Source organism: Bradyrhizobium sp. USDA 4532, from assembly GCF_024171315.1.
GTDB lineage: Bacteria > Pseudomonadota > Alphaproteobacteria > Rhizobiales > Xanthobacteraceae > Bradyrhizobium > Bradyrhizobium australafricanum.
In genome coordinates this window covers 358,415-376,495 of the sequence record NZ_JALJZN010000001.1, presented here as the reverse complement: position 1 = coordinate 376,495, position 18,081 = coordinate 358,415, and the positions used below count along the sequence as shown (strand labels likewise).

The following is an 18,081-nucleotide window of genomic DNA, read 5'->3' as shown; positions in this document are numbered from 1 at the left end:
CCTACTGATATCTTTACGATGTAAAGATCATAATACAGGGAGATGCGGAATGCTCGACCAGGTCACATCCAACGCGGCGCGCACCAATCTGGCGCCGATCCCATTCGAAGCCGACGCACCGTTCCTGAAGATCTCGGGCGAATTGCCGCGCGAGCTGAACGGCACGCTCTATCGCAACGGCCCCAATCCGCAGTTCGAGGCGCCGGGTGCGCACTGGTTCGTCGGCGACGGCATGCTGCACGCCTTCCATCTCGAGAACGGCCGCGCCAGCTACCGCAACCGCTGGGTCCGCACGCCGAAATGGCAGGCCGAGCACGACGCCGGTCGCGCGCTGTTCGGCGGCTTCGGCCGCAAGATGCCGGATGCGCCGGCCACCACAACGACCGACGGCGGCGTCGCCAACACCAACATCATCTTCCATGGCGGCCGCCTGCTCGCGCTGGAGGAAGGCCATCTGCCGACCGAGATCGAGCCCGGCACGCTCAATCGCCTCGGCTATTGCGACTACAAGGGCGCGATCACAGGCCCGTTCACCGCGCATCCCAAGATCGATCCGGCGACCGGCGAGATGGTGTTCTTCGGCTACAACGCCGCGGGCCCGCTGACGCCGGCGCTGTCGTTCGGTGCGGTGAGCTCGTCCGGCGTGGTGACGCGGTTCGAACGCTTCGAGGCGCCTTATGCCAGCATGGTGCACGACTTCATCGTCACCGAGAATCATGTGCTGTTTCCGATCCTGCCGATCACCGGCAGCATGCAGCGCGCGATGCGCGGACAGGCGCCGTACGCCTGGGAGCCGGAGAAAGGCGCCTATGTCGGCGTGATGAAGCGCAGCGGCGCGTCAAAGGACATCGTCTGGTTCCGCGCCGAGACCTGCTACGTTTTCCACGTGATGAACGCGTGGGAAGACGGCAACCGCATCATCGCCGACGTGATGCAGTTCGAGGAAGCGCCGCTGTTTAATCATCCCGACGGCTCGCCGACGGACCCGCAGAAGAACCGCGCGCGCTATTGCCGCTGGACCTTCGACCTCTCCGGCAACACCGACCGCTTCACGCAAACCTATCTCGACGACCTCACCGGCGAATTTCCGCGCGTCGACGATCGCCGCGCCGGATTTGCCAGCAATCACGGCTGGTACGCCTGCGCCAACCCCGATCTGCCGATGTTCGGTGCGCTGTCGGGCATCGTGCATGTCGACGGCCGCGGCAAGCGGCTCGGCCACTATCTGCTGCCCGCCGGCGATACGATCTCCGAGCCTGTGTTCGTCGAGCGCGGCGCTGACGCCGCGGAAGGCGACGGCTGGCTGCTCGCGGTGGTCTGGCGCGCCCGCGAAAACCGCAGCGACCTCGCCGTGTTCAACGCGCAAGATGTCGAAGCGGGCCCGACCGCGCTGGTCCATCTCGGCCACCGCGTGCCCGATGGATTCCACGGCAATTGGGTTGGGGCGGAGTAGCCAACGATCACCCCGGACGTCAGTGCGCCAACCTCTCCACGCGTCATGCCCGGGCTTGTCCCGGGCATCCACGTCTTTGTCGCCACCGACCGAAAACGAGCGGTCGCCACTTTATGCCATTGGCAAACCTTGGATTTTCCCGTCACCTCACGATTTTGACACTGTAAAGATTTCGCTTGACGCCTCCGTTGCCCACCATTAGGGTATCTTTACACTGTAAAGATAAGCCTATGAGGCTGACCATGACGATCTTCCTGATCCTCGCTCCCTACGGCGCCTTCGCCATGCTGATGCTGGTGACCTCGGCCACGGTGAGCCTGCTCAGTGCCGCCCTGATCTGCCTCGCTGCCATCGCGTTCGATGTCGCGCGCGGCCGCAGCATCAAGATCCTCGGCGTCGGTTCGGTCGTCATCTTCGCCGCGATCGGCTCCTACCTCACCTTCGTCGATGCGACGCTGAGCAACACCGCGGTGAAGATCGCGGTCGATGCCGGCATCCTGCTGGTGTCGCTCGGCTCGATCATGATCGGCCGTCCCTTCACGCGGCAATATGCGCTGGAGCAGGTCGATGCCGAGACCGCGAAGCTGCCCGGCTTCCTCCATGCCAACTACCTGATCACCGGCGCCTGGACCGCCGCGATGCTGCTCATGCTGATCGGCAACATTGCGGTGCTTTACGTGCCGGCGCTGCCGCTGTGGACCGGCCTCTTGATCGCCTTCGCCGCGCGCAATGCCGCGGTCGGCTTTACCCACTGGTATCCGCACTATCGCGCGGCCAAGGACGTGACGCCGCCGGCCGGCGCGCTGCCCTCACGCTAGACGCTGCCATAACAACATCACCACGATCATCCCGAGGAAACGGAAACCACGACGATGAAGAGCGTATTTGCCAGGCTTGCGAGCGACTTCCTCTCCACCATCGTCTTCCTGGTGGTCTATTTCGCCACCGACAATGTCCTGATCGCCACCGGCGTTGCGATCGCGGGCGCGATCGCGCAAGTGGTCTATGCGCGCGTCAAGGGACAGGCGCTCGGCTACATGACCTGGGCGAGCCTTGGGCTGGTGATCGTGCTCGGCGGTGCGACGCTTTTCACCAACGATCCGCGCTTCGTGCTGGCGAAGCCCGCGATCGGCCACATCGCGATCGGCGCGATCATGCTCAAGCGCGGCTGGATGCTGCGCTATCTGCCGCCGATCGTGACCGAGACAATTCCGGAATACGCCACCCTCGCCGGCTACGCCTGGGCCGGGCTGATGTTCATTCTCGCCGCCGGCACCGTTGCGATCGCGGCGACCGGCGACATGAAGCTGTGGGCGTTCTACGTGTCGGTGGTGCTGGTCGGCGCCAAGATCGCCGCCTTCGCGATCCAGTATGTCGCCTTCCGCGTCCTGGTCGGAAGCCGGCTGCGCGCCGCCGCCCGCGCCTGATCGCCGCAGCCGCGAACTAGGCGCGCGCGGCAAGATGGGCTATACCCGCGCACGCGTTTTCTTCGCGCGAACGGTAGCCATTTCGCTTGAGGGCGCCTTACCTGGAGGGGAGACATCAATGGCGGTGGACGGAAACTGGAATCTCACGATGACGACGCCGATGGGCGAGCGCAAGGCGACGCTGTCGCTGGCAAGCTCGGGCGGCACGCTCACCGGCACGCAGGGCGCCGAGGGCAACTCCACCGAAATCTTCGACGGCACCGTGAACGGCGACGACGTCGCCTGGAAGGTTTCCATCACCAATCCGATGCCGCTGACGCTCGAATTCACCGGCAAGGTCTCGGGCGACGGCATCTCCGGCGAGATGGGCATCGGCCCAATGGGCAGCTTCCCCTTCACCGGCACGCGGGCGTAACCGCGGCACACGCACACGCATGCGCATCCTGGCATCCGTTGCCGTCATGGCGTTATCAGCCACGACGGCTTCCGCGCAGCAGGCAAGCGAAGCCGAACCGGCGTGGCGCGCGAGCGCGGTCGCGCTGGTGCCGGCCGGATATGTTGCGGGCAGCTCTTCCAGCACGGATGCCGCCCGCACCACCGGCCACCTCGCGGTCTATGCCGCGAGCGCGGACGACCCGAAGACGCCGGCAAGCGTCTTCGCGCCGCGTCAGATGATGGTCGTGACGCTCAGCAAGGACGGCACGCGCGCGCTGTCGGCCGAACTGAAGCCGCGCGGTCCGAGCGACATCGCTGCCGGAAACGCCGACGGGGCGGACAATGACTTTGCCGCGCGCCAGGCCGAGCTTGACGCGAACCGAAACGCACTGCCCGCTGGCACCGAGCCATGCGACCTCGGCGCCCGGTCGGAGGACAAGGACCTCGCGGGCCTCAACGTGCGCGCCGAGCCGTCGGTGAAGGCACGCGTGCTCGGCAAGCTGCCGCCACCCTACCATCTCAAGATGGGCGGGGCCGAGAACACGCCGGAGGGCGGCTGGCTCACCGAGTTTCGTATCATCGGCTTCAAGGACGGCTGGTTCCTGATCGAGGGCGCGATGCCGCCGGGCAAGGCCTATGAAGATGACAAGCGCTATCCGCGCAACGCGCCAAAGCCTTATGCCGGACGCGGATGGGTTGCCGCCAACAAGGTCGGCGCGAGCTACGCCAACGGCTACACCCGGATGGGCGGGCTGTTCCAGGCGCCCTTCGTCGATGCCAAATGGACGCCGGCGCTGCGCAAGCTCGGCGGTGAGTTCGATACCGACGATGGTCCGAAACGCATCCTCGCCTGCAGCGGGCACTGGGCGCTGGTGGAGAGCCATGACGGCGTGCGCGGCTGGTGGCGCAGCCTGTGCTCCAACCAGGTGACGAACTGCAGCTAGTGTCCTGAATCAAAAGTTCGGCGGACTCCAAATCGACTCGATGATAGCGGACTCTCCTGATTTGGGGAGGATTGGCGATGGGTCGACGCTTTGCTCCGCTGGAGCTTGATGAGGTGGAACGTGCTGAGTTGACATCGTTGGCGTCGCGTCGAAGCACTGCTCAGGCGTTGGCACTGCGGGCTCGGATCGTCCTGGCCTGTGCTGAGGGCGAGCAGAGCAAGGTCGTGGCGGCCCGTTTGGCTGTCGATCCCGACACGGTCGGCAAATGGCGGCGGCGGTTCTCCGAGCATCGGCTTGCAGGTCTTTGGGACGAGCCGCGATCGGGGACGCCACGCACGATTGAGGATGCCCGGATCGAGGCGGTGATCGTTCGCACCCTTGAGACCCAGCCTCCCGGGGCCACCCACTGGAGTTCGCGCAGCATGGCGCGGGCCAGCGGGCTGTCAGTCTCAACAGTACAGCGTATATGGCGCGCTTTCGGCTTGCAGCCGCATCGGTTGGAGACCTTCAAGCTCTCAACCGACCCCGACTTCGTCGCCAAGGTTCGCGACATCGTCGGCCTTTACGTAGCTCCGCCCGAGCGCGCCATCGTACTGTGTGTCGATGAGAAGTCGCAAATCCAGGCGCTGGATCGCAGCCAGCCCATGCTGCCCATGCGACCTGGCCAGCCGGCGCGCCGTAGTCACGACTACAAACGCCATGGCGTCACCTAGCTGTTTGCCGCCCTCGACGTCGCAACCGGCCGGGTCATTGGCAAATGCTATGGACGCCATCGTGCCAAAGAGTTCGCCGTTGATCCGCAACTGGCTGGCAAAGAGGCCGCGCTGGCACGTCCACCTGACGCCAACCAGCTCATCCTGGCTCAATCAGGTCGAACGCTTCTTTGCACTCATCACCGAGCGTAAGATTAGGCGCGGCATCTATCGCAGTGTGGCGGCGCTACGGGCCGAGATTGCCTCCTTCATCGACCATCACAACGCTGACCCAATGCCGTTCCGATGGACCAAATCAGCTGACGACATTCTCGGCTCAATCGAACGCTTCTGCGCTTACAATCTGCCCGCCAAGGCATAAAATGCCATGAACTTTTGGTTCAGGACACTAGAACCAGATCTGCATCGGCAGATCGTGCGCGTCTCGCGGCGGCGCTTCGGGAACGCTTCCGCATGGTTCGCGCGCAGCCAGCGCCACTGCACACGCATCCAGCACATCGTCGCGCTTTGCGCCGGTGCCGATGCGCACCTCGGTGAGCCAGCGATCGATCTCGCGAAAGCCTGATCGCTTCAGCAGCCTGCAGCGTAGCGCATCGCCCTCCTCCGACTTCTTGCGCGGCAGAGGCTCGCCGCCGTTCAGCTGCAGGAACACCAGCTCGGGATGCACCTCGCGGATATCGCGCGTGGCGTTCGCGCGCACGAACCCGTCGACCTCCATGATCTTCTTGCCGAGATGCCAGAGCTGGCGCGACACACGGGTCTGGCCGCGGCGCAGTGCTTCCGCATTCGCGAGATCGGGATCGTCAAACTGCTGCCACAGCCAGCGCCGCGCGCCGGTGAAGACGCGCGAGGTGTGCGGGCGCAATCTTACGCGCGCGAGAAGGTCGCAATCGCGCTCGCCGTTATCGGTCAGACCGATCGGGATATCGATCCCGCCGCGATCGAACGGACGCGAAAGCGCGCGCGCAATATCGCTGTGAAAGGAAATCGTACGCCGGTCGCCGTCGATGGTGACGGCGACCCAGCCCTTGGAGAACCCGTCGAGGCCGACCGCAATCAACCCCGATCCTCAACCGAGATTCAATTCCTTGAAGAAGTCGTTGCCCTTGTCGTCGATGATGATGAAGGCCGGGAAATCGACCACCTCGATGCGCCAGATCGCTTCCATGCCGAGCTCGGGATACTCGACCACCTCGACCTTCTTGATGCAGTGCTCGGCGAGGTTCGCCGCGGCGCCGCCGATCGAGCCGAGGTAGAAGCCGCCGTGCTTCTTGCAAGCCTCGCGCACCGCGACTGCGCGGTTGCCCTTGGCAACCATCACCATCGAGCCGCCGGCCGCCTGGAACTGGTCGACGAAGGAATCCATGCGTCCCGCCGTGGTCGGGCCGAATGCACCGGAGGCGTAGCCATCGGGCGTCTTGGCGGGACCGGCGTAATAGACCGGATGGTTCTTGAAATAATCCGGCAACGGCTCGCCCTTCTCCAGCCGCTCGCGCAGCTTGGCGTGCGCCGAGTCGCGCGCGACGATCATGGTGCCGGTCATCGAGACGCGGGTCTTGATCGGATATTGCGACAGTGTCGCAAGGATCTCCTTCATCGGCTTGTTGAGGTCGATCTTGACAACCTCGCCGCCGAGCGACCGCTCCACCGCAGGCAGATACTGCGCCGGGTTGTGCTCGAGCTCCTCGAGATAGACGCCATCCCTGGTGATCTTGCCGAGCACCTGGCGGTCCGCCGAACAGGAGACGCCGAGCCCGATCGGCAGCGAGGCGCCGTGGCGCGGCATCCGGATCACGCGCACGTCATGGCAGAAATACTTGCCGCCGAACTGCGCGCCCACCCCCAGGCTTTGCGTCATCTTGAGGATTTCCTGTTCCATCTCGAGATCGCGGAACGCATTGCCGTCGGCCGATCCGTGGGTCGGCAGCGCGTCGAGATAGCGCGCCGAGGCGAGCTTCACGGTCTTCATGCAGAGCTCTGCCGAGGTGCCGCCGATCACGATCGCAAGGTGGTACGGGGGACACGCCGCGGTGCCGAGCGTCAGCACCTTCTCCTTCAGGAAGGCCAGCAGCCGGTCCTTGGTCAGCACCGAGGGCGTCGCCTGAAACAGGAAGCTCTTGTTGGCGCTTCCGCCGCCCTTGGCCATGAACATGAACTTGTAGGCATCATCGCCCTCGGCGTAGATCTCGCACTGCGCCGGCATGTTGTTGGCGGTGTTCTTCTCCTCATACATCGACAAGGGAGCTACCTGCGAGTAGCGCAGATTGCGGCGCAGATAGGCATCGCGCGCGCCTTCGGACAGCGCGGCCTCGTCGTCACCGTCGGTGATGACGTTGCATCCCTTCTTGCCCATGATGATCGCGGTGCCGGTGTCCTGGCACATCGGCAGCACGCCGCCGGCCGCGATGTTGGCATTCTTCAGGAAGTCGAAGGCGACGAACTTGTCGTTGTCGCTGGCTTCCTTGTCCTCGAGGATCGAGCGGAGCTGCTTCAGGTGGCCCGGCCGCAGATAGTGGTTGATGTCGCCGAAGGCGGCCTCGGAAAGTGCCCGCAGCGCCTCCCGCGACACCACGAGCATGTCCTTGCCCAACACCTTCTCGACCCGGACGCCCTCGCTCGTCACCTTCTTGTAGGGCGTGGTGTCGGCACCAAGCGGGAACAGAGGCGTGTGCCTGTAGGGCGGAACGGGCTTCTGCTGGTCGGGAAAAGCTGAGGGGGCGTTCATGAGCTGCTCGTTGGTTTCGAAAGGCCGGTGCCGGCCGCGGGGCCGCCGGCAATGTAGAGCCGTTCTAAGCCTTTTTCCGACAAAGGAAAGGGAAGCGGGCCGCCTTCCAGCCATGCGCGGGACCGGCAATCCACGTGCTATGTTTCATGCCATCGTAATCCCAAGTTGCCACAACGCCGGCAAGCCGCGGAACGGCCAAGGAAACCATCAGGAAGCCATCAGGAGACCTTCATGAAGACAGCGCTTTTCGTCTGGTTCGCGGCGCTGGCCTTGTTGATCGCGATCCCGACCGGCGCCGATGCCGCCCGCCTCGGCAGGCCCTGCGGCGGCCTTGCCGGACTGCAATGCGGCGGTCGCGGCCAGTTCTGCCAGTTCAAGCCCGTGACCTGCGGCCGCTTCGACCAGACCGGCACCTGCGCGTTCCGCCCGACGATCTGCAACAAGATCTTCAAGCCCGTATGCGGCTGCGACGGCAAGACCTACGGCAATGATTGCGAGCGCCGGGCCGCCGGGGCTTCCAAAGCGCAGGACGGCAGGTGCGCGTCCTGACGTGGCCATATTGACGCGCTCCGCGGGAGCCTGCATGTAGCTTCGCGTACTTTCATACCGCGGGGGGTATTTCGTGACAGCATCGTTGCGCCGACGCTTGCCTTTGAGCATCCGCTCCACTCTGCCGGCCGCGCTGATCGCGCTGGCGACGGTTTTCGTCGCAGCGACCGCGCATGCCGATCCCTGCGTTGATATCGCCAAGCAGCTCGCCGGCCAGATCGACGGACTGAAGGTCAATTTCAGCGCCGCCAACATCACCTACCTCACGCATCCGGCGGCAAAGGAATTGTCGCTCGGCTGCCGCGGCAAGGATTATTCGATCGAGCTCTACGCCAAGACCGATCGCAAGATGAAGCCGGAGTTCTTCAACCTGGTCGGCTCCGCCACCGCGCTGATCTTCACCGTGCCGAAGGACGACGCCGTCACCGGCACCTCGCGCTGCCTGAAGCGCATGGGCATCTTGCGCGGCAACACCATCACGATGCGCTATCGCCGCCTCAACCTCGAATGCACCCGCAACAAGACCGACGCCTCGATCACGGTTCGCCGCGGCAACAACGAGTGATCAGCCTTCGCTGGTGATGCGCGCGATGGCGTCGAGCACCCGGCCCCATCCCGGGCTCATCATGTCGAAGGCGAAGCGGTTGCCCGGCAGCACGAAGCCGTCATGCACCATCCGCAGATGGGTGCCGCCCTCGACCGGCGTCAGCGTCCAGGTGACGATCGTGTCGAGCTTCGAGCCGTATTCCGGATTGGTATCAACACCGCCCTTCCAGGAGTAGCGCAACAGGCGCGGCGGATCGCAATCCAGCACCTCGCAATGCACGACACCGTCCCAGTCGCCCATCGGCTTGGTGTGGAAATTGAAGCGATGGCCAACGGCCGGCACGAAATCGTTCGGCATCAGCCATTTCGCGATCCGATCGCTCGTCGTCAGCGTTCGCCAGATCTTCTCGGCCGCGTAGGGCAGCACCTTCTCGACCGTGATCGCGTGCGTCTCACCCATCACTCACTCTCCTTCAACAGCCGTTCCAGATTTGCGAAGCGCTCGGCCCAGAACGTCTCGTAGTGGCCGAGCCAGTCGATCAGCGGACCGAGCCCCTTCGGCGCGATGCGATAATGGATATGCCGGCCCTCGCGCCGCTCGGCGACCAGCCCGGCATCGCGCAGCGCGCGCAGATGTTGCGACACCGCCGGCTGCGACACCTTTGAACCCTGCACCAGGCCGGTCGCGGCGATCTCGCCTTCCCGCGCAATCCGCTCGAACACTGCCCGCCGCGTCGGGTCCGCGAGGGTCTTCAACACATCGGTCAGCTGCGTGGCGGCGGGCATGAAAATATATAAGCAATTGCTTATATGACTGTCAATACGGTCGCGACGCAGGAACGTCTCGCCTGCTCCGAAAGTTGATCGCTGCGGTCGCATGTTTGCCGGGAAAAGGGTGCGATAATAACGACTGGAATCGCGCGGAGCCGCCCATGATCGCAAAGCTCCTTCTGCAGAATACCTTCTTCGTCATCACCATGGCCGTGCTGCTGTTTGCCTTCGCAGGTACGCTGCAGTGGCCCGGCGCGTGGGTCTATCTGATCGCCTCGGCCGTGATCGGCCCGGCCTGCGGGCTCTGGCTCGCCAAGGTCGATCCCGGGCTGCTGGCCGAGCGCATGCGCCTCACCGCGCGTGAAGGCCAGCCCACCGAGGACAAGCGGTTCATGCTGGTGTTCCTGGTCGTTGCCGTGCTGTGGTTCGTCGCGATGGGGCTTGAGCGGCGCTTTGGCGGCGTCAATGACGGCGTGCCGCTGATCGTGCTCGGCCTTGTGCTGTATCTGGTCTCGACCGTGGCGATCCTGTGGGTGTTCCACACCAACTCGTTCGCCGCGCCAGTCGTGAAGGTGCAGACCGAGCGCGACCATCACGTCATCTCGACCGGTCCCTACGCGCTGGTCCGCCATCCGATGTATACGAGCGTGATGCTGTTCTTCATCGGCGTGCCGCTGACGCTCGGCTCCTGGTGGGGCCTCGCCTTCGTGCCGGTGTTCTTCGTGATGTTTGCGATCCGCACCCGGATTGAGGAGCGCACGCTGGTGACGGGATTGTCAGGCTACGCCGATTATACGGCACGGGTGCGCTACCGCCTCGTGCCCGGGCTGTGGTGAGGGATCATCATGGCGGAGAAGACCTACACCGGCGGTTGCCATTGCGGACAGGTCCGCTTCGAATGCACCACCGATATGGCCATGGTGACGGCCTGCAACTGCTCGATCTGCACCAAGAAGGGCCTGCACTTCGTGTTCATGCCGCCGTCGAGCTTCCAGCTTCGCGCCGGCGCCGAGAACCTCAAGGAATATCTCTTCAACCGCCATGCGATCCGCCATCAACTTTGCGTCGATTGCGGCGTCGACGTGTTCGCGCGCGGCAAGAAGCCCGACGGCACCGACATCGTGGCGCTGAATGTCAGCTGCATCGATGGCATCGATCTGTCGAGGATCGCGATGACGCCGGTGGATGGGCGGAGCCGGTAGCCTTCCACGCCGTCATTCCGGGGCACGCGGAGCGTGAACCCGGAATCCAGAGATTGTGGCGCGAGATTCCGGGTTCGCTTCGCGCCCCGGAATGACGGCGATCACAAATCCAGCGCCTTGTAGCGCCGGAAAATGCCCTCTTCGTTGAAAGGAATCCGCCGCTCGCTGGCCAGATACGTCTGGATGTTCGGCCGCTCGGCGACGCGATCGCGCAGCGCGATCAGGCGCGGGATATTCTTCTCGAATGCCGCCATCCGCTTCGGAAACGCGTAGCGCAGGCCGTCGACGATCTGGAACAGCGACAGGTCGGCGTAGGTCAGCCGGCGGCCGGTGACGAACGCACCTCGGTTGGCCTGCACGAGATCCTCGAAATAGCCGAGATATTTCGGCACCCGCGAATCCCAGAACTCCTCGGAGCGTTTCTTCGCCGGCGCCTTCTGGTCCTCGTAATACAGCGATGGCCCGAGCGGATGATGGGTATCGTGGATCTCCAGCACGAAGTCCGCGATCGTCAGCTGCAGCTGGTGCACCCAGAGCTTTCCGCCCTCCGCCTTCGGCGCCAGGCCGTGGCGCGCGCCGAGATAGAGCAGGATATTGGCGGTCTGCCCGATCACGAGACTGCCGGCCTTGAGGAACGGCGGCGCGAAGGGCGGCGTGCCCTTGTGTGCCTCCATCATCTTCGTCATGGCACCCATGCCGCCCTTGGCGCGCGCGACATCGGTGTAGCCGGCGCCCGCATCCTCGAGCGCGAGGCGGACATATTCGCCGCGGCCCTGGATCATCGGCCAGTAGTAAAGCTGATAGTGCATGCACATACCTCCGAAAACTTCGCCGCATCGCTTCGCTTCACCTCGATCGTAGCCACGCCCCGGTCAGATCGTCCATCGCGCACCGCTGCCTGTGCGAACCGCATAGAGGCTGCTAAGGTTCCAACGTCGAATCTTTCGATGAGGGATCATCTTATGGCGGACAGCAAGAAGAAGCGGGGCGCGGCAGACCGCGCTCTGATCGCGTTGAGCGAGTCCTACGAAGTTGCGTACTGGTCCAAGAAGTTCAAGGTCACGCCGGCGAAGCTGAAGGCCGCGGTCAAGAAGGTCGGGCATTCCGCCAAGAAGGTGGAAGGCCATTTCAAGGAGCAGCGCCACAAGGCCGCCGACCGCGCGCGGATCGCGATCAGCGAGCCCTACGAGGTCCGCTACTGGTCGAAGAAGTTCAAGGTGACCCCTGCCCGGCTCAAGACCGCGGTCGCAGCCGCCGGACATTCCTCGAAGAAGGTCGAAGCCTATTTCGCGGCCAAGAAAAAAACCGCGAAGAAAAAGAAGGCCGCGAAGAAGACCGCAAAGAAGACCGTCAAGCGCAAAAAGAGCTGAGCGCGATCGTGCTATCCCGTCATTGCGAGGCGCGAGGCGACGAAGCAATCCATCGCTCCGGGCCTATGGTAGGATGGATTGCGTCGCTGCACTCGCAATGACGAAGCAGATGCGCTCTCTCAGTTCGCCGCGAAGCAGTACAGCAGGCCGTCGCCGCCGGTGCTCTTCAGGTCAGCCTGCGAGCAGCCGCCGTCGGGACCGCGCGAGGGATGCGACGTGTTCCAGGATTTTGACGGCTCGTCGTCGCGCAGGCCCTTGCGGTCGAAGTGCCCGAGCATGGCGGCGCCTTGTGTGCTGCTTGTCCAGTTCTTGCAGGTGCGGTCCTCGCCGGCCGCAAATGCCGTACCGTCTGCTTGCGACCCCGTCAGCACGTCGTGGCGGTTCGGCGTGTCGCCGGCACCGTTGACGACCTCGCCCTTCTCGGACAGGGCGGTCTGCTTGGTGAGATTGTTGCCGGCGCTGTGCAGGTCGGCGACGTCCTTGGCGACCACGACGCCCTTTACATTCTTCCACGGTCCCTTGCCGATACGATCGCGCGCATTCTCCGCTGCCTTGCCGTCGGCCGCCTGGGTCGAGAGATAGGCGCGCCAGGTCTTCGGCGCGCCGAAGCCGGCGGCCTGCGCCAGCGTCTGGCAATGATTGTCGGCGCCGGCGAGCCCGCCGAGATTGCCGCCGTTGCCGACGCCGTTGCTGGTCAGGAAGAAGCTGGTGTCGGCGGTCTGCGCCGCCGCCGGCGGCGCCGCCACGACGACGAACGCAAGACAGGCCGGAACCGCGATATGCGCAACGATCTTCATCTCAATCCTCCCGATGGTTGTTATGGTCCGCTGAGATCAACCCGCAGGCCCTCCGGATATTCCGGCGCCGCGACATGTGAATGAAGGCACAAAACAAAGGCGCCGCGGACGAGGCCGCGGCGCCTTGTATCTGTCATTCTCCGGCAACCGATCAGTTGGTCTGCTGGATCGCCGAAAGCTCCCAATTGCCGCCGCGCTGGCGTACGAAGGTCCAGACCTCAGTGACCTCCTCCGGCTGCGTGCTGCCGCCGACCTGACGGCCGGTGCCGCGCTCGAGCGTGGTGTCGACCAGCGAGTAGCGCATCGCGACCGTCGCATACTCGCTGTCGCCTTCGCGCCAGGCTTCCGCCAGATCGCCCTGCAGCAGCTTCACATTGGTCACCTTGTTGGTGACGTTGCGCGCCTTGTTCTCCTCGAGATCCTTCGAGAAGTACGACACCATCTCCGGCGTCGCGAGCGTGTGCAGCTTCGCGATGTCCTCGTTCGACCACGCGGTCTGGATGTCGCCGAGCAGCCGTTCGAACGTCTCATAGTCGCCCGGCGCGATCTCGACCGGCGCATTCGATCCGCCGCCGAGCCCGAAGCCGAAGCCCGAGCGGGCGTTCGCCTGCGGACCGGGGCCGACGTCGGGGCCACCGGCATAGGCGGCCGCCGGCGTGTTGCGGCGCTGCCACCACGACATCGCAAGGCGAACCACGAGCACGATCAGACCGATCTGCAGCAAGAGGCCGAACATCGACGACAGGCCGCCGAGACCCGAGAACAGCCCGCCGCCGAACAGCATGCCGAACAGGCCGGCGCCAAGGAAGCCCGCGGCCAGGCCGCCGAGCAGGCCGCGGCCCATTCCACCGCGACCGAACAGGCCGCCGGAATTCGCCGCCGCCGGCGAGCCCATGTTCGGGCTACCAGGCTGGCTGAAGGTGCGGTTCATCGGCGCAACCGAGCCCGGCGCCGTGTTGGTCGAGGGCGGCGCGGAGAATGTCCGCGAGCCGCGCGAGCCGCCGCCGCCAACGCGGGCGTCGGCCGCCGAAACGGTCATCATCACGGGCAGCGCCAGTGCCATCGCGACGGCGATCGCCCGAACAATTCCACGCGCGCGTTGCGAGAAATTCATGTTGGTTTCCTCAAAGGATTCCCCGGCATGGGGAAACGCCCCTAAGATGGGCAGGGACGGTTAAAAGTGAAGCGGGAAACGGGAACCGCGGCTGCGGCCCTCGGTCGCGGAGATGTGACACTATGGTCCTTGTGGATGCGACGGCGCGTCCTACCGCGGGATGAGGCCCGGTTTCAACCACAGTTACCGCGGAATTTCGCCTCGCACTTGCGAGAAGTAAAGCCGGTTGCCGCGGCAACCGGCTAGTTCGCCGTCATGGTTTCCTTCACCGCGGCGACCAGCTGCGTCAACGTGAAGGGTTTCGGCAGGAACGCGAACTGCTGGTTCTCCGGCAGGCTCTTCTCGAAGGCGTCCTCGGCATAGCCTGAGACGAAGATGATCTTCAGCTCCGCGTTGCGGCTGCGCATTTCCTTCAGCAGCGTCGGGCCGTCCATCTCCGGCATCACGACGTCGGAGACGACGAGATCGACAGCGCCGTTCTTCTCCTCGAACGCTTCCAGCGCCTCGACGCCGTTCGCCGCCTCGATCACGCTGTAGCCGCGCGAACGCAGGCCGCGCGCATTGAGCGAGCGCAGGCCGTCCTCGTCCTCGACCAGCAGGATGGTGCCCTGCCCGGTCAGATCCGGCTTCGGCTTGGCGGCTTCCGTGGCGGCGGCGGTTTCCTTGGCCGCACCGTTGCCGGCCTGGGCCTCAGGTGCGACCTCCTGCTCCTGGCGATGCCGCGGCAGGTAGATCCGGAACGTGGTGCCGCCGGCCGGCACGGAATCGACATAGACGAAGCCGCCGGTCTGCTTGACGATGCCGTAGACCGTGGACAGGCCGAGGCCGGTGCCCTTGCCGACTTCCTTGGTCGAGAAGAACGGCTCGAAGATCTTGTCGATGATCTCGGCCGGAATGCCGGTGCCGGTGTCGGCGATCTCGATCTTCACATAGTCCGCCGCCGGCATGCCCTTGTTGGCGAGTTGGGCGGCCTCCTCGGTCGGTACATTGGCGGTGCGGATGATCAGCTTGCCGCCGTCGGGCATCGCGTCGCGCGCGTTGACCGCGAGATTGACCACCACCTGCTCGAACTGCGAGACGTCGACCTTCACCGGCCACAGGTCGCGGCCATGCACGAGGTCGAGCTTGACCTTCTCGCCGATCAGCCGGCGCAGCAGCATTGTGAGGTCGCTCAATGCATCGCCGAGATCGAGCACCTGCGGCCGCAGCGTTTGGCGGCGCGAGAATGCAAGCAGCTGCCGCACCAGCGTCGCGGCGCGGGTGGCGTTCTGCTTGATCTGCATGATGTCCTGGAACGACGGGTCGGTCGGCTTGTGCGCGTTCAGCAGGAAGTCGTTGGCCATCATGATGGCCGACAGCACGTTGTTGAAGTCGTGCGCGATGCCGCCGGCGAGCTGGCCGACCATCTCCATCTTCTGCGACTGGTTGATCTGGTTCTCCAGCGCGCGCCGCTCGGTGGTTTCGAGCATGTAGACGATCGCGGTCTCGGCGTCGCGCTCGTCCTTCTCGACGGTGGTGACGAAGAACTGGGCAAAGCGCTCCTTGGGCCCGTCGAGCATCACCTCGACCGGCGCGATGTCGCCCTGGCCCTCGGCCGCCTGGTTGATCGCGGCGATCAGCAGACCGCGGTCGCGCGGATTGACGGCGCGGAAGATCGACTTGGCGGCGCCGCCGTCGCCGTTCAGGCCCTGCGCCAGCTTGGCATAGCGCGCATTGGCGCCGACCACATTGCCGCCGCGATCGACGGTCGCGATCGCCATCGGCGTATGGTCGAAGAAGCGCATGAAGCGCACCTCGGCGGCGCGCTCCGGATCGGAATGCTCGTCGCGGGCGCGGCTAATCACCAGCGTGCGCGAGGCGCCCGCCGCGCCGTCGGAGCCGAAAGCGAGCTTGTGATAGAGCCGCACCGGCACGGTCTTGCCGCCGCGCATCCGCAGGTCGATGTCGAACACCTCGGTCTTGACCTCGCCCGGCACCGCCGCAATCGAGGTCAACAGCGCCGCGCCGTCGCCCGAGACGATGTCGGTCAGTTTCAGGCCGCCCGAGCCGATCTCGGCCAGATCGTAGTCCAGCCAGTTGGCCAGCGTGGCGTTGACATAGGCGATCTCGCCGGCCGGATTGACCGAGAAGAAGCCGCATGGCGCGTGATCGAGATATTCGATCGCGTGCCGCAGCTCCTGGAACACGTCTTCCTGGCGCTCGCGGTCGCGGGTGACGTCGGCGATCGACCAAACCGCATATTTCGCATCGCGCTTGCCCTCGCCGAGTGGGCGTACCCGCAGGCGCAGCCAGCGGCCCTGGCCGGCCTCCTGGCCGGCGAGGCGGACCTCCTCCTGCTGCCGCTTGCCCTCGCGGGCAGCCTTCAAAAGGCGGAACACGGCCTCGGAGACGTCGGGGTTGCCGATGAAGACGCGCTCGACCGGACGGACGTCCTGCGGCCCGGCCGCGCCGGTCAGCGTGAGATAGGCGGCGTTGGAATAGACCACGTGGCCGCGGGAGTCGGTGACGACGAGCCCTTCCTGGGCCTGGTCGGCGATCCGCGCCATCACCGGATCATCGGTGGCACGGTCGGAGAAGCGGATGATGCCGGCGGCAAGGGCGAACAGGTTGAACAGCCCGACGGTGGCGAGCAGCGCCAGCACGCCGAGAATATAGGGCTGCGCCTCGGTGCGGCCGATGGTCATCAGCCAGACCGCCACCGCGACGATGCCGGCGGCGATCAGGACCACCAGCAGGATGCTGCCGTTCCGCCGCGCTGGCCCGTGGGCCACGAAAGGCTCGGTCACGGAAGGATCGTTGCTATCGGCGGTCATCTGGAGAGACATGGCTCGTCTGCATCACGAAGGCGACCGGCCGGCCACCTCGCCCCTGAGTGCCTGAATCGGACCCGAAAACGCAAGTCCAACAGGCGGCAATTTCGCAAGTTACGCGCATTTCAAGCGGGTTTTCCGCCCCTTACTGCCGCAGGCCGGACAGGCCGCGCCTCAGCCGCATCACGTAGCCGATGATTTCGGCAACCGCGTGATAGTGCTCGACCGGGATCTCCCGGTCGAGCTCGACCGTCGCATAGAGCGCCCGGGCCAGCGCCACGTTCTCCACGATCGGAATGTCGTGCTCCTTGGCGATCTCCCGGATCTTAAAGGCAAGATTGTCGACGCCCTTGGCGACGCAGATCGGCGCCGACATGCTGCGGTCGTAGGCCAGCGCCACCGAATAGTGGGTCGGGTTGGTGATGATCACCGAGGCCTTCGGAACCTGGGCCATCATGCGCTTCTTGGCGCGCTGGACCCGCAATTGCTTGATCCTGCCCTTGACGTGCGGGTCGCCTTCCGACTGCTTGAACTCCTCCTTCATCTCCTGCAGCGACATCTTGTGACGCTCGTACCAGGTCCGGTACTGGAAGAAGTAATCGGCGATCGCGACCGCAGCGAGGATGGCCACCACCGCCGCCAACAGGTGCACCGTCATGCCGGTGATGGCGGGCAGCAGCTCGGCCGGATCGACCCGCAGGAAGGATTCCATCCGCATCCGGTCGGGCCACAGCACCGCGACCATCACGGCGCCGAGCGCAATCAGCTTGAACAGGCCCTTCAGGAAATTCGCCACCGCCTGCTTGCCGAACAGCCGCTTGAAGCCGGCCGCCGGCGAGATCTTGGAGAATTTCGGCTTCAGCTGCTCACCCGACCACACCAGCTGATGCTGCACCATGTTGCCCGCGATCGCGGCCAGCGCCAGCAACAGGAACGGCACGCCGATCGCGGCGACCACCGCGTAGCCGAGCGACTGTGTCAGCGCCAGCAGGCCGGCGCCGTCGGTGCGGATCATCCATGAATTAGCGATCAGGTTGCGCAGCGGCATCAAGATGCCGCTGCCGATCGAGCCCGAGAAGGTCGACAGCACCAAGGTGCCGCCGGCGATCACGAACCAGGTATTGACCTCCTGGCTCTTGGCAACGTCACCTTTCTCGAGGGCTTCATCGAGACGTTTTTGCGTAGGGTCTTCTGTTTTGTCTTCGGTATCGTCCGCCACTGCTTC

Annotated in this window: 19 protein-coding genes and 1 pseudogene; 11 read left to right on the top strand and 9 right to left on the bottom strand. The window is 64.8% G+C overall.

Annotated elements, in window-relative coordinates; genetic code table 11:
• Window positions 1-49: 49 nt before the first annotated feature.
• The 6 genes and pseudogenes from J2R76_RS01690 to J2R76_RS01665 all read left to right on the top strand — a co-directional run bounded on the left by J2R76_RS01690 (window position 50) and on the right by J2R76_RS01665 (window position 5,333).
• Window positions 50-1,453: a carotenoid oxygenase family protein gene (locus J2R76_RS01690; protein WP_253623705.1), complete on the top strand. Its 1,404-nt coding sequence runs from the start codon at window positions 50-52 to the stop codon at window positions 1,451-1,453.
• Between the two features lie 242 nt (window positions 1,454-1,695).
• Window positions 1,696-2,271: a hypothetical protein gene (locus J2R76_RS01685; protein ID WP_253625983.1), complete on the top strand. Its 576-nt coding sequence runs from the start codon at window positions 1,696-1,698 to the stop codon at window positions 2,269-2,271.
• A 54-nt stretch (window positions 2,272-2,325) separates the two neighbouring features.
• Window positions 2,326-2,880: an inner membrane-spanning protein YciB gene (locus tag J2R76_RS01680; RefSeq protein ID WP_076825607.1), complete on the top strand. Its 555-nt coding sequence runs from the start codon at window positions 2,326-2,328 to the stop codon at window positions 2,878-2,880.
• A gap of 118 nt (window positions 2,881-2,998) precedes the next feature.
• Window positions 2,999-3,295 carry a hypothetical protein gene (locus J2R76_RS01675; protein ID WP_028337138.1) on the top strand — a complete coding sequence of 99 codons (297 nt, stop codon included), beginning with the start codon at window positions 2,999-3,001 and terminating at the stop codon, window positions 3,293-3,295.
• Between the two features lie 19 nt (window positions 3,296-3,314).
• Entirely contained in the window at window positions 3,315-4,259 is a 945-nt protein-coding gene (locus J2R76_RS01670; RefSeq protein ID WP_309143523.1) for an SH3 domain-containing protein, read from the top strand.
• A 77-nt stretch (window positions 4,260-4,336) separates the two neighbouring features.
• Window positions 4,337-5,333 (top strand): annotated as a pseudogene (locus J2R76_RS01665) (IS630 family transposase).
• Window positions 5,334-5,360: 27 nt separating this feature from the next.
• Here J2R76_RS01665 and J2R76_RS01660 read toward each other — a convergent pair.
• A complete protein-coding gene (locus J2R76_RS01660; RefSeq protein ID WP_253623703.1) occupies window positions 5,361-6,032 on the bottom strand; it encodes a DUF429 domain-containing protein in 672 nt (223 codons plus the stop codon).
• A gap of 9 nt (window positions 6,033-6,041) precedes the next feature.
• On the bottom strand, window positions 6,042-7,697 hold the full coding sequence (locus J2R76_RS01655) for a fumarate hydratase (RefSeq protein WP_253623702.1): 1,656 nt from the start codon (window positions 7,695-7,697) through the stop codon (window positions 6,042-6,044).
• 231 nt (window positions 7,698-7,928) lie between these two features.
• Here J2R76_RS01655 and J2R76_RS01650 point away from each other — a divergent pair, with 231 nt between their 5' ends.
• Both J2R76_RS01650 and J2R76_RS01645 read left to right on the top strand, forming a co-directional pair.
• Window positions 7,929-8,246, top strand: coding sequence for a Kazal-type serine protease inhibitor family protein (locus J2R76_RS01650; protein WP_076825613.1), 318 nt, complete (start codon window positions 7,929-7,931; stop codon window positions 8,244-8,246).
• A 109-nt stretch (window positions 8,247-8,355) separates the two neighbouring features.
• A complete protein-coding gene (locus J2R76_RS01645) occupies window positions 8,356-8,811 on the top strand; it encodes a hypothetical protein (RefSeq protein ID WP_371852106.1) in 456 nt (151 codons plus the stop codon).
• On the opposite strand, the gene J2R76_RS01640 is transcribed toward J2R76_RS01645, so the two are convergent.
• Window positions 8,812-9,252, bottom strand: coding sequence for an SRPBCC domain-containing protein (locus J2R76_RS01640; protein ID WP_253623701.1), 441 nt, complete (start codon window positions 9,250-9,252; stop codon window positions 8,812-8,814).
• On the bottom strand, window positions 9,252-9,578 hold the full coding sequence (locus J2R76_RS01635; protein WP_028339820.1) for a helix-turn-helix transcriptional regulator: 327 nt from the start codon (window positions 9,576-9,578) through the stop codon (window positions 9,252-9,254). The genes J2R76_RS01640 and J2R76_RS01635 overlap by 1 nt, the downstream gene beginning before the upstream one ends.
• Window positions 9,579-9,724: 146 nt before the next feature.
• On the opposite strand from J2R76_RS01635, the gene J2R76_RS01630 reads away from it, so the two are divergent.
• The gene (locus J2R76_RS01630; protein WP_253623700.1) at window positions 9,725-10,399 is read left to right on the top strand and encodes an isoprenylcysteine carboxylmethyltransferase family protein; all 675 of its coding nucleotides are present in this window, start codon (window positions 9,725-9,727) and stop codon (window positions 10,397-10,399) included.
• Between the two features lie 9 nt (window positions 10,400-10,408).
• Window positions 10,409-10,765, top strand: coding sequence for a GFA family protein (locus tag J2R76_RS01625; protein WP_076825621.1), 357 nt, complete (start codon window positions 10,409-10,411; stop codon window positions 10,763-10,765).
• Window positions 10,766-10,866: 101 nt separating this feature from the next.
• On the opposite strand, the gene J2R76_RS01620 is transcribed toward J2R76_RS01625, so the two are convergent.
• A complete protein-coding gene (locus tag J2R76_RS01620; protein WP_253589874.1) occupies window positions 10,867-11,574 on the bottom strand; it encodes a glutathione S-transferase in 708 nt (235 codons plus the stop codon).
• A gap of 153 nt (window positions 11,575-11,727) precedes the next feature.
• Here J2R76_RS01620 and J2R76_RS01615 point away from each other — a divergent pair, with 153 nt between their 5' ends.
• Complete coding sequence (locus J2R76_RS01615; RefSeq protein ID WP_253623699.1) at window positions 11,728-12,135, top strand: DUF3606 domain-containing protein; 408 nt, start codon at window positions 11,728-11,730, stop codon at window positions 12,133-12,135.
• A 119-nt stretch (window positions 12,136-12,254) separates the two neighbouring features.
• On the opposite strand, the gene J2R76_RS01610 is transcribed toward J2R76_RS01615, so the two are convergent.
• The 4 genes from J2R76_RS01610 to flhB all read right to left on the bottom strand — a co-directional run bounded on the left by J2R76_RS01610 (window position 12,255) and on the right by flhB (window position 18,075).
• Window positions 12,255-12,932, bottom strand: a complete 678-nt coding sequence (locus J2R76_RS01610; protein ID WP_253623698.1) for a lectin — start codon at window positions 12,930-12,932, stop codon at window positions 12,255-12,257.
• A gap of 151 nt (window positions 12,933-13,083) precedes the next feature.
• Complete coding sequence (locus tag J2R76_RS01605) at window positions 13,084-14,046, bottom strand: Tim44-like domain-containing protein (protein WP_253623697.1); 963 nt, start codon at window positions 14,044-14,046, stop codon at window positions 13,084-13,086.
• A 242-nt stretch (window positions 14,047-14,288) separates the two neighbouring features.
• Window positions 14,289-16,859 carry a cell cycle histidine kinase CckA gene (gene cckA, locus J2R76_RS01600; RefSeq protein WP_253625982.1) on the bottom strand — a complete coding sequence of 857 codons (2,571 nt, stop codon included), beginning with the start codon at window positions 16,857-16,859 and terminating at the stop codon, window positions 14,289-14,291.
• Window positions 16,860-17,001: 142 nt separating this feature from the next.
• Window positions 17,002-18,075, bottom strand: coding sequence for a flagellar biosynthesis protein FlhB (flhB, locus tag J2R76_RS01595; RefSeq protein ID WP_057018335.1), 1,074 nt, complete (start codon window positions 18,073-18,075; stop codon window positions 17,002-17,004).
• Between the last annotated feature and the right edge of the window lie 6 nt (window positions 18,076-18,081).

What these genes read in the sequence shown, in the direction of transcription:
- J2R76_RS01620 (WP_253589874.1), bottom strand. Translation starts at nt 11,574, where the DNA reads ATGCACTATCAGCTTTACTACTGGCCGATGATCCAGGGCCGCGGCGAA.
- J2R76_RS01640 (WP_253623701.1), bottom strand. Translation starts at nt 9,252, where the DNA reads ATGGGTGAGACGCACGCGATCACGGTCGAGAAGGTGCTGCCCTACGCG.
- J2R76_RS01605 (WP_253623697.1), bottom strand. Translation starts at nt 14,046, where the DNA reads ATGAATTTCTCGCAACGCGCGCGTGGAATTGTTCGGGCGATCGCCGTC.
- J2R76_RS01655 (WP_253623702.1), bottom strand. Translation starts at nt 7,697, where the DNA reads ATGAACGCCCCCTCAGCTTTTCCCGACCAGCAGAAGCCCGTTCCGCCC.
- J2R76_RS01615 (WP_253623699.1), top strand. Translation starts at nt 11,728, where the DNA reads ATGGCGGACAGCAAGAAGAAGCGGGGCGCGGCAGACCGCGCTCTGATC.
- J2R76_RS01650 (WP_076825613.1), top strand. Translation starts at nt 7,929, where the DNA reads ATGAAGACAGCGCTTTTCGTCTGGTTCGCGGCGCTGGCCTTGTTGATC.
- J2R76_RS01625 (WP_076825621.1), top strand. Translation starts at nt 10,409, where the DNA reads ATGGCGGAGAAGACCTACACCGGCGGTTGCCATTGCGGACAGGTCCGC.
- J2R76_RS01690 (WP_253623705.1), top strand. Translation starts at nt 50, where the DNA reads ATGCTCGACCAGGTCACATCCAACGCGGCGCGCACCAATCTGGCGCCG.
- J2R76_RS01670 (WP_309143523.1), top strand. Translation starts at nt 3,315, where the DNA reads ATGCGCATCCTGGCATCCGTTGCCGTCATGGCGTTATCAGCCACGACG.
- J2R76_RS01630 (WP_253623700.1), top strand. Translation starts at nt 9,725, where the DNA reads ATGATCGCAAAGCTCCTTCTGCAGAATACCTTCTTCGTCATCACCATG.
- J2R76_RS01635 (WP_028339820.1), bottom strand. Translation starts at nt 9,578, where the DNA reads ATGCCCGCCGCCACGCAGCTGACCGATGTGTTGAAGACCCTCGCGGAC.
- J2R76_RS01675 (WP_028337138.1), top strand. Translation starts at nt 2,999, where the DNA reads ATGGCGGTGGACGGAAACTGGAATCTCACGATGACGACGCCGATGGGC.
- J2R76_RS01680 (WP_076825607.1), top strand. Translation starts at nt 2,326, where the DNA reads ATGAAGAGCGTATTTGCCAGGCTTGCGAGCGACTTCCTCTCCACCATC.
- J2R76_RS01610 (WP_253623698.1), bottom strand. Translation starts at nt 12,932, where the DNA reads ATGAAGATCGTTGCGCATATCGCGGTTCCGGCCTGTCTTGCGTTCGTC.
- cckA (WP_253625982.1), bottom strand. Translation starts at nt 16,859, where the DNA reads ATGACCGCCGATAGCAACGATCCTTCCGTGACCGAGCCTTTCGTGGCC.
- J2R76_RS01685 (WP_253625983.1), top strand. Translation starts at nt 1,696, where the DNA reads ATGACGATCTTCCTGATCCTCGCTCCCTACGGCGCCTTCGCCATGCTG.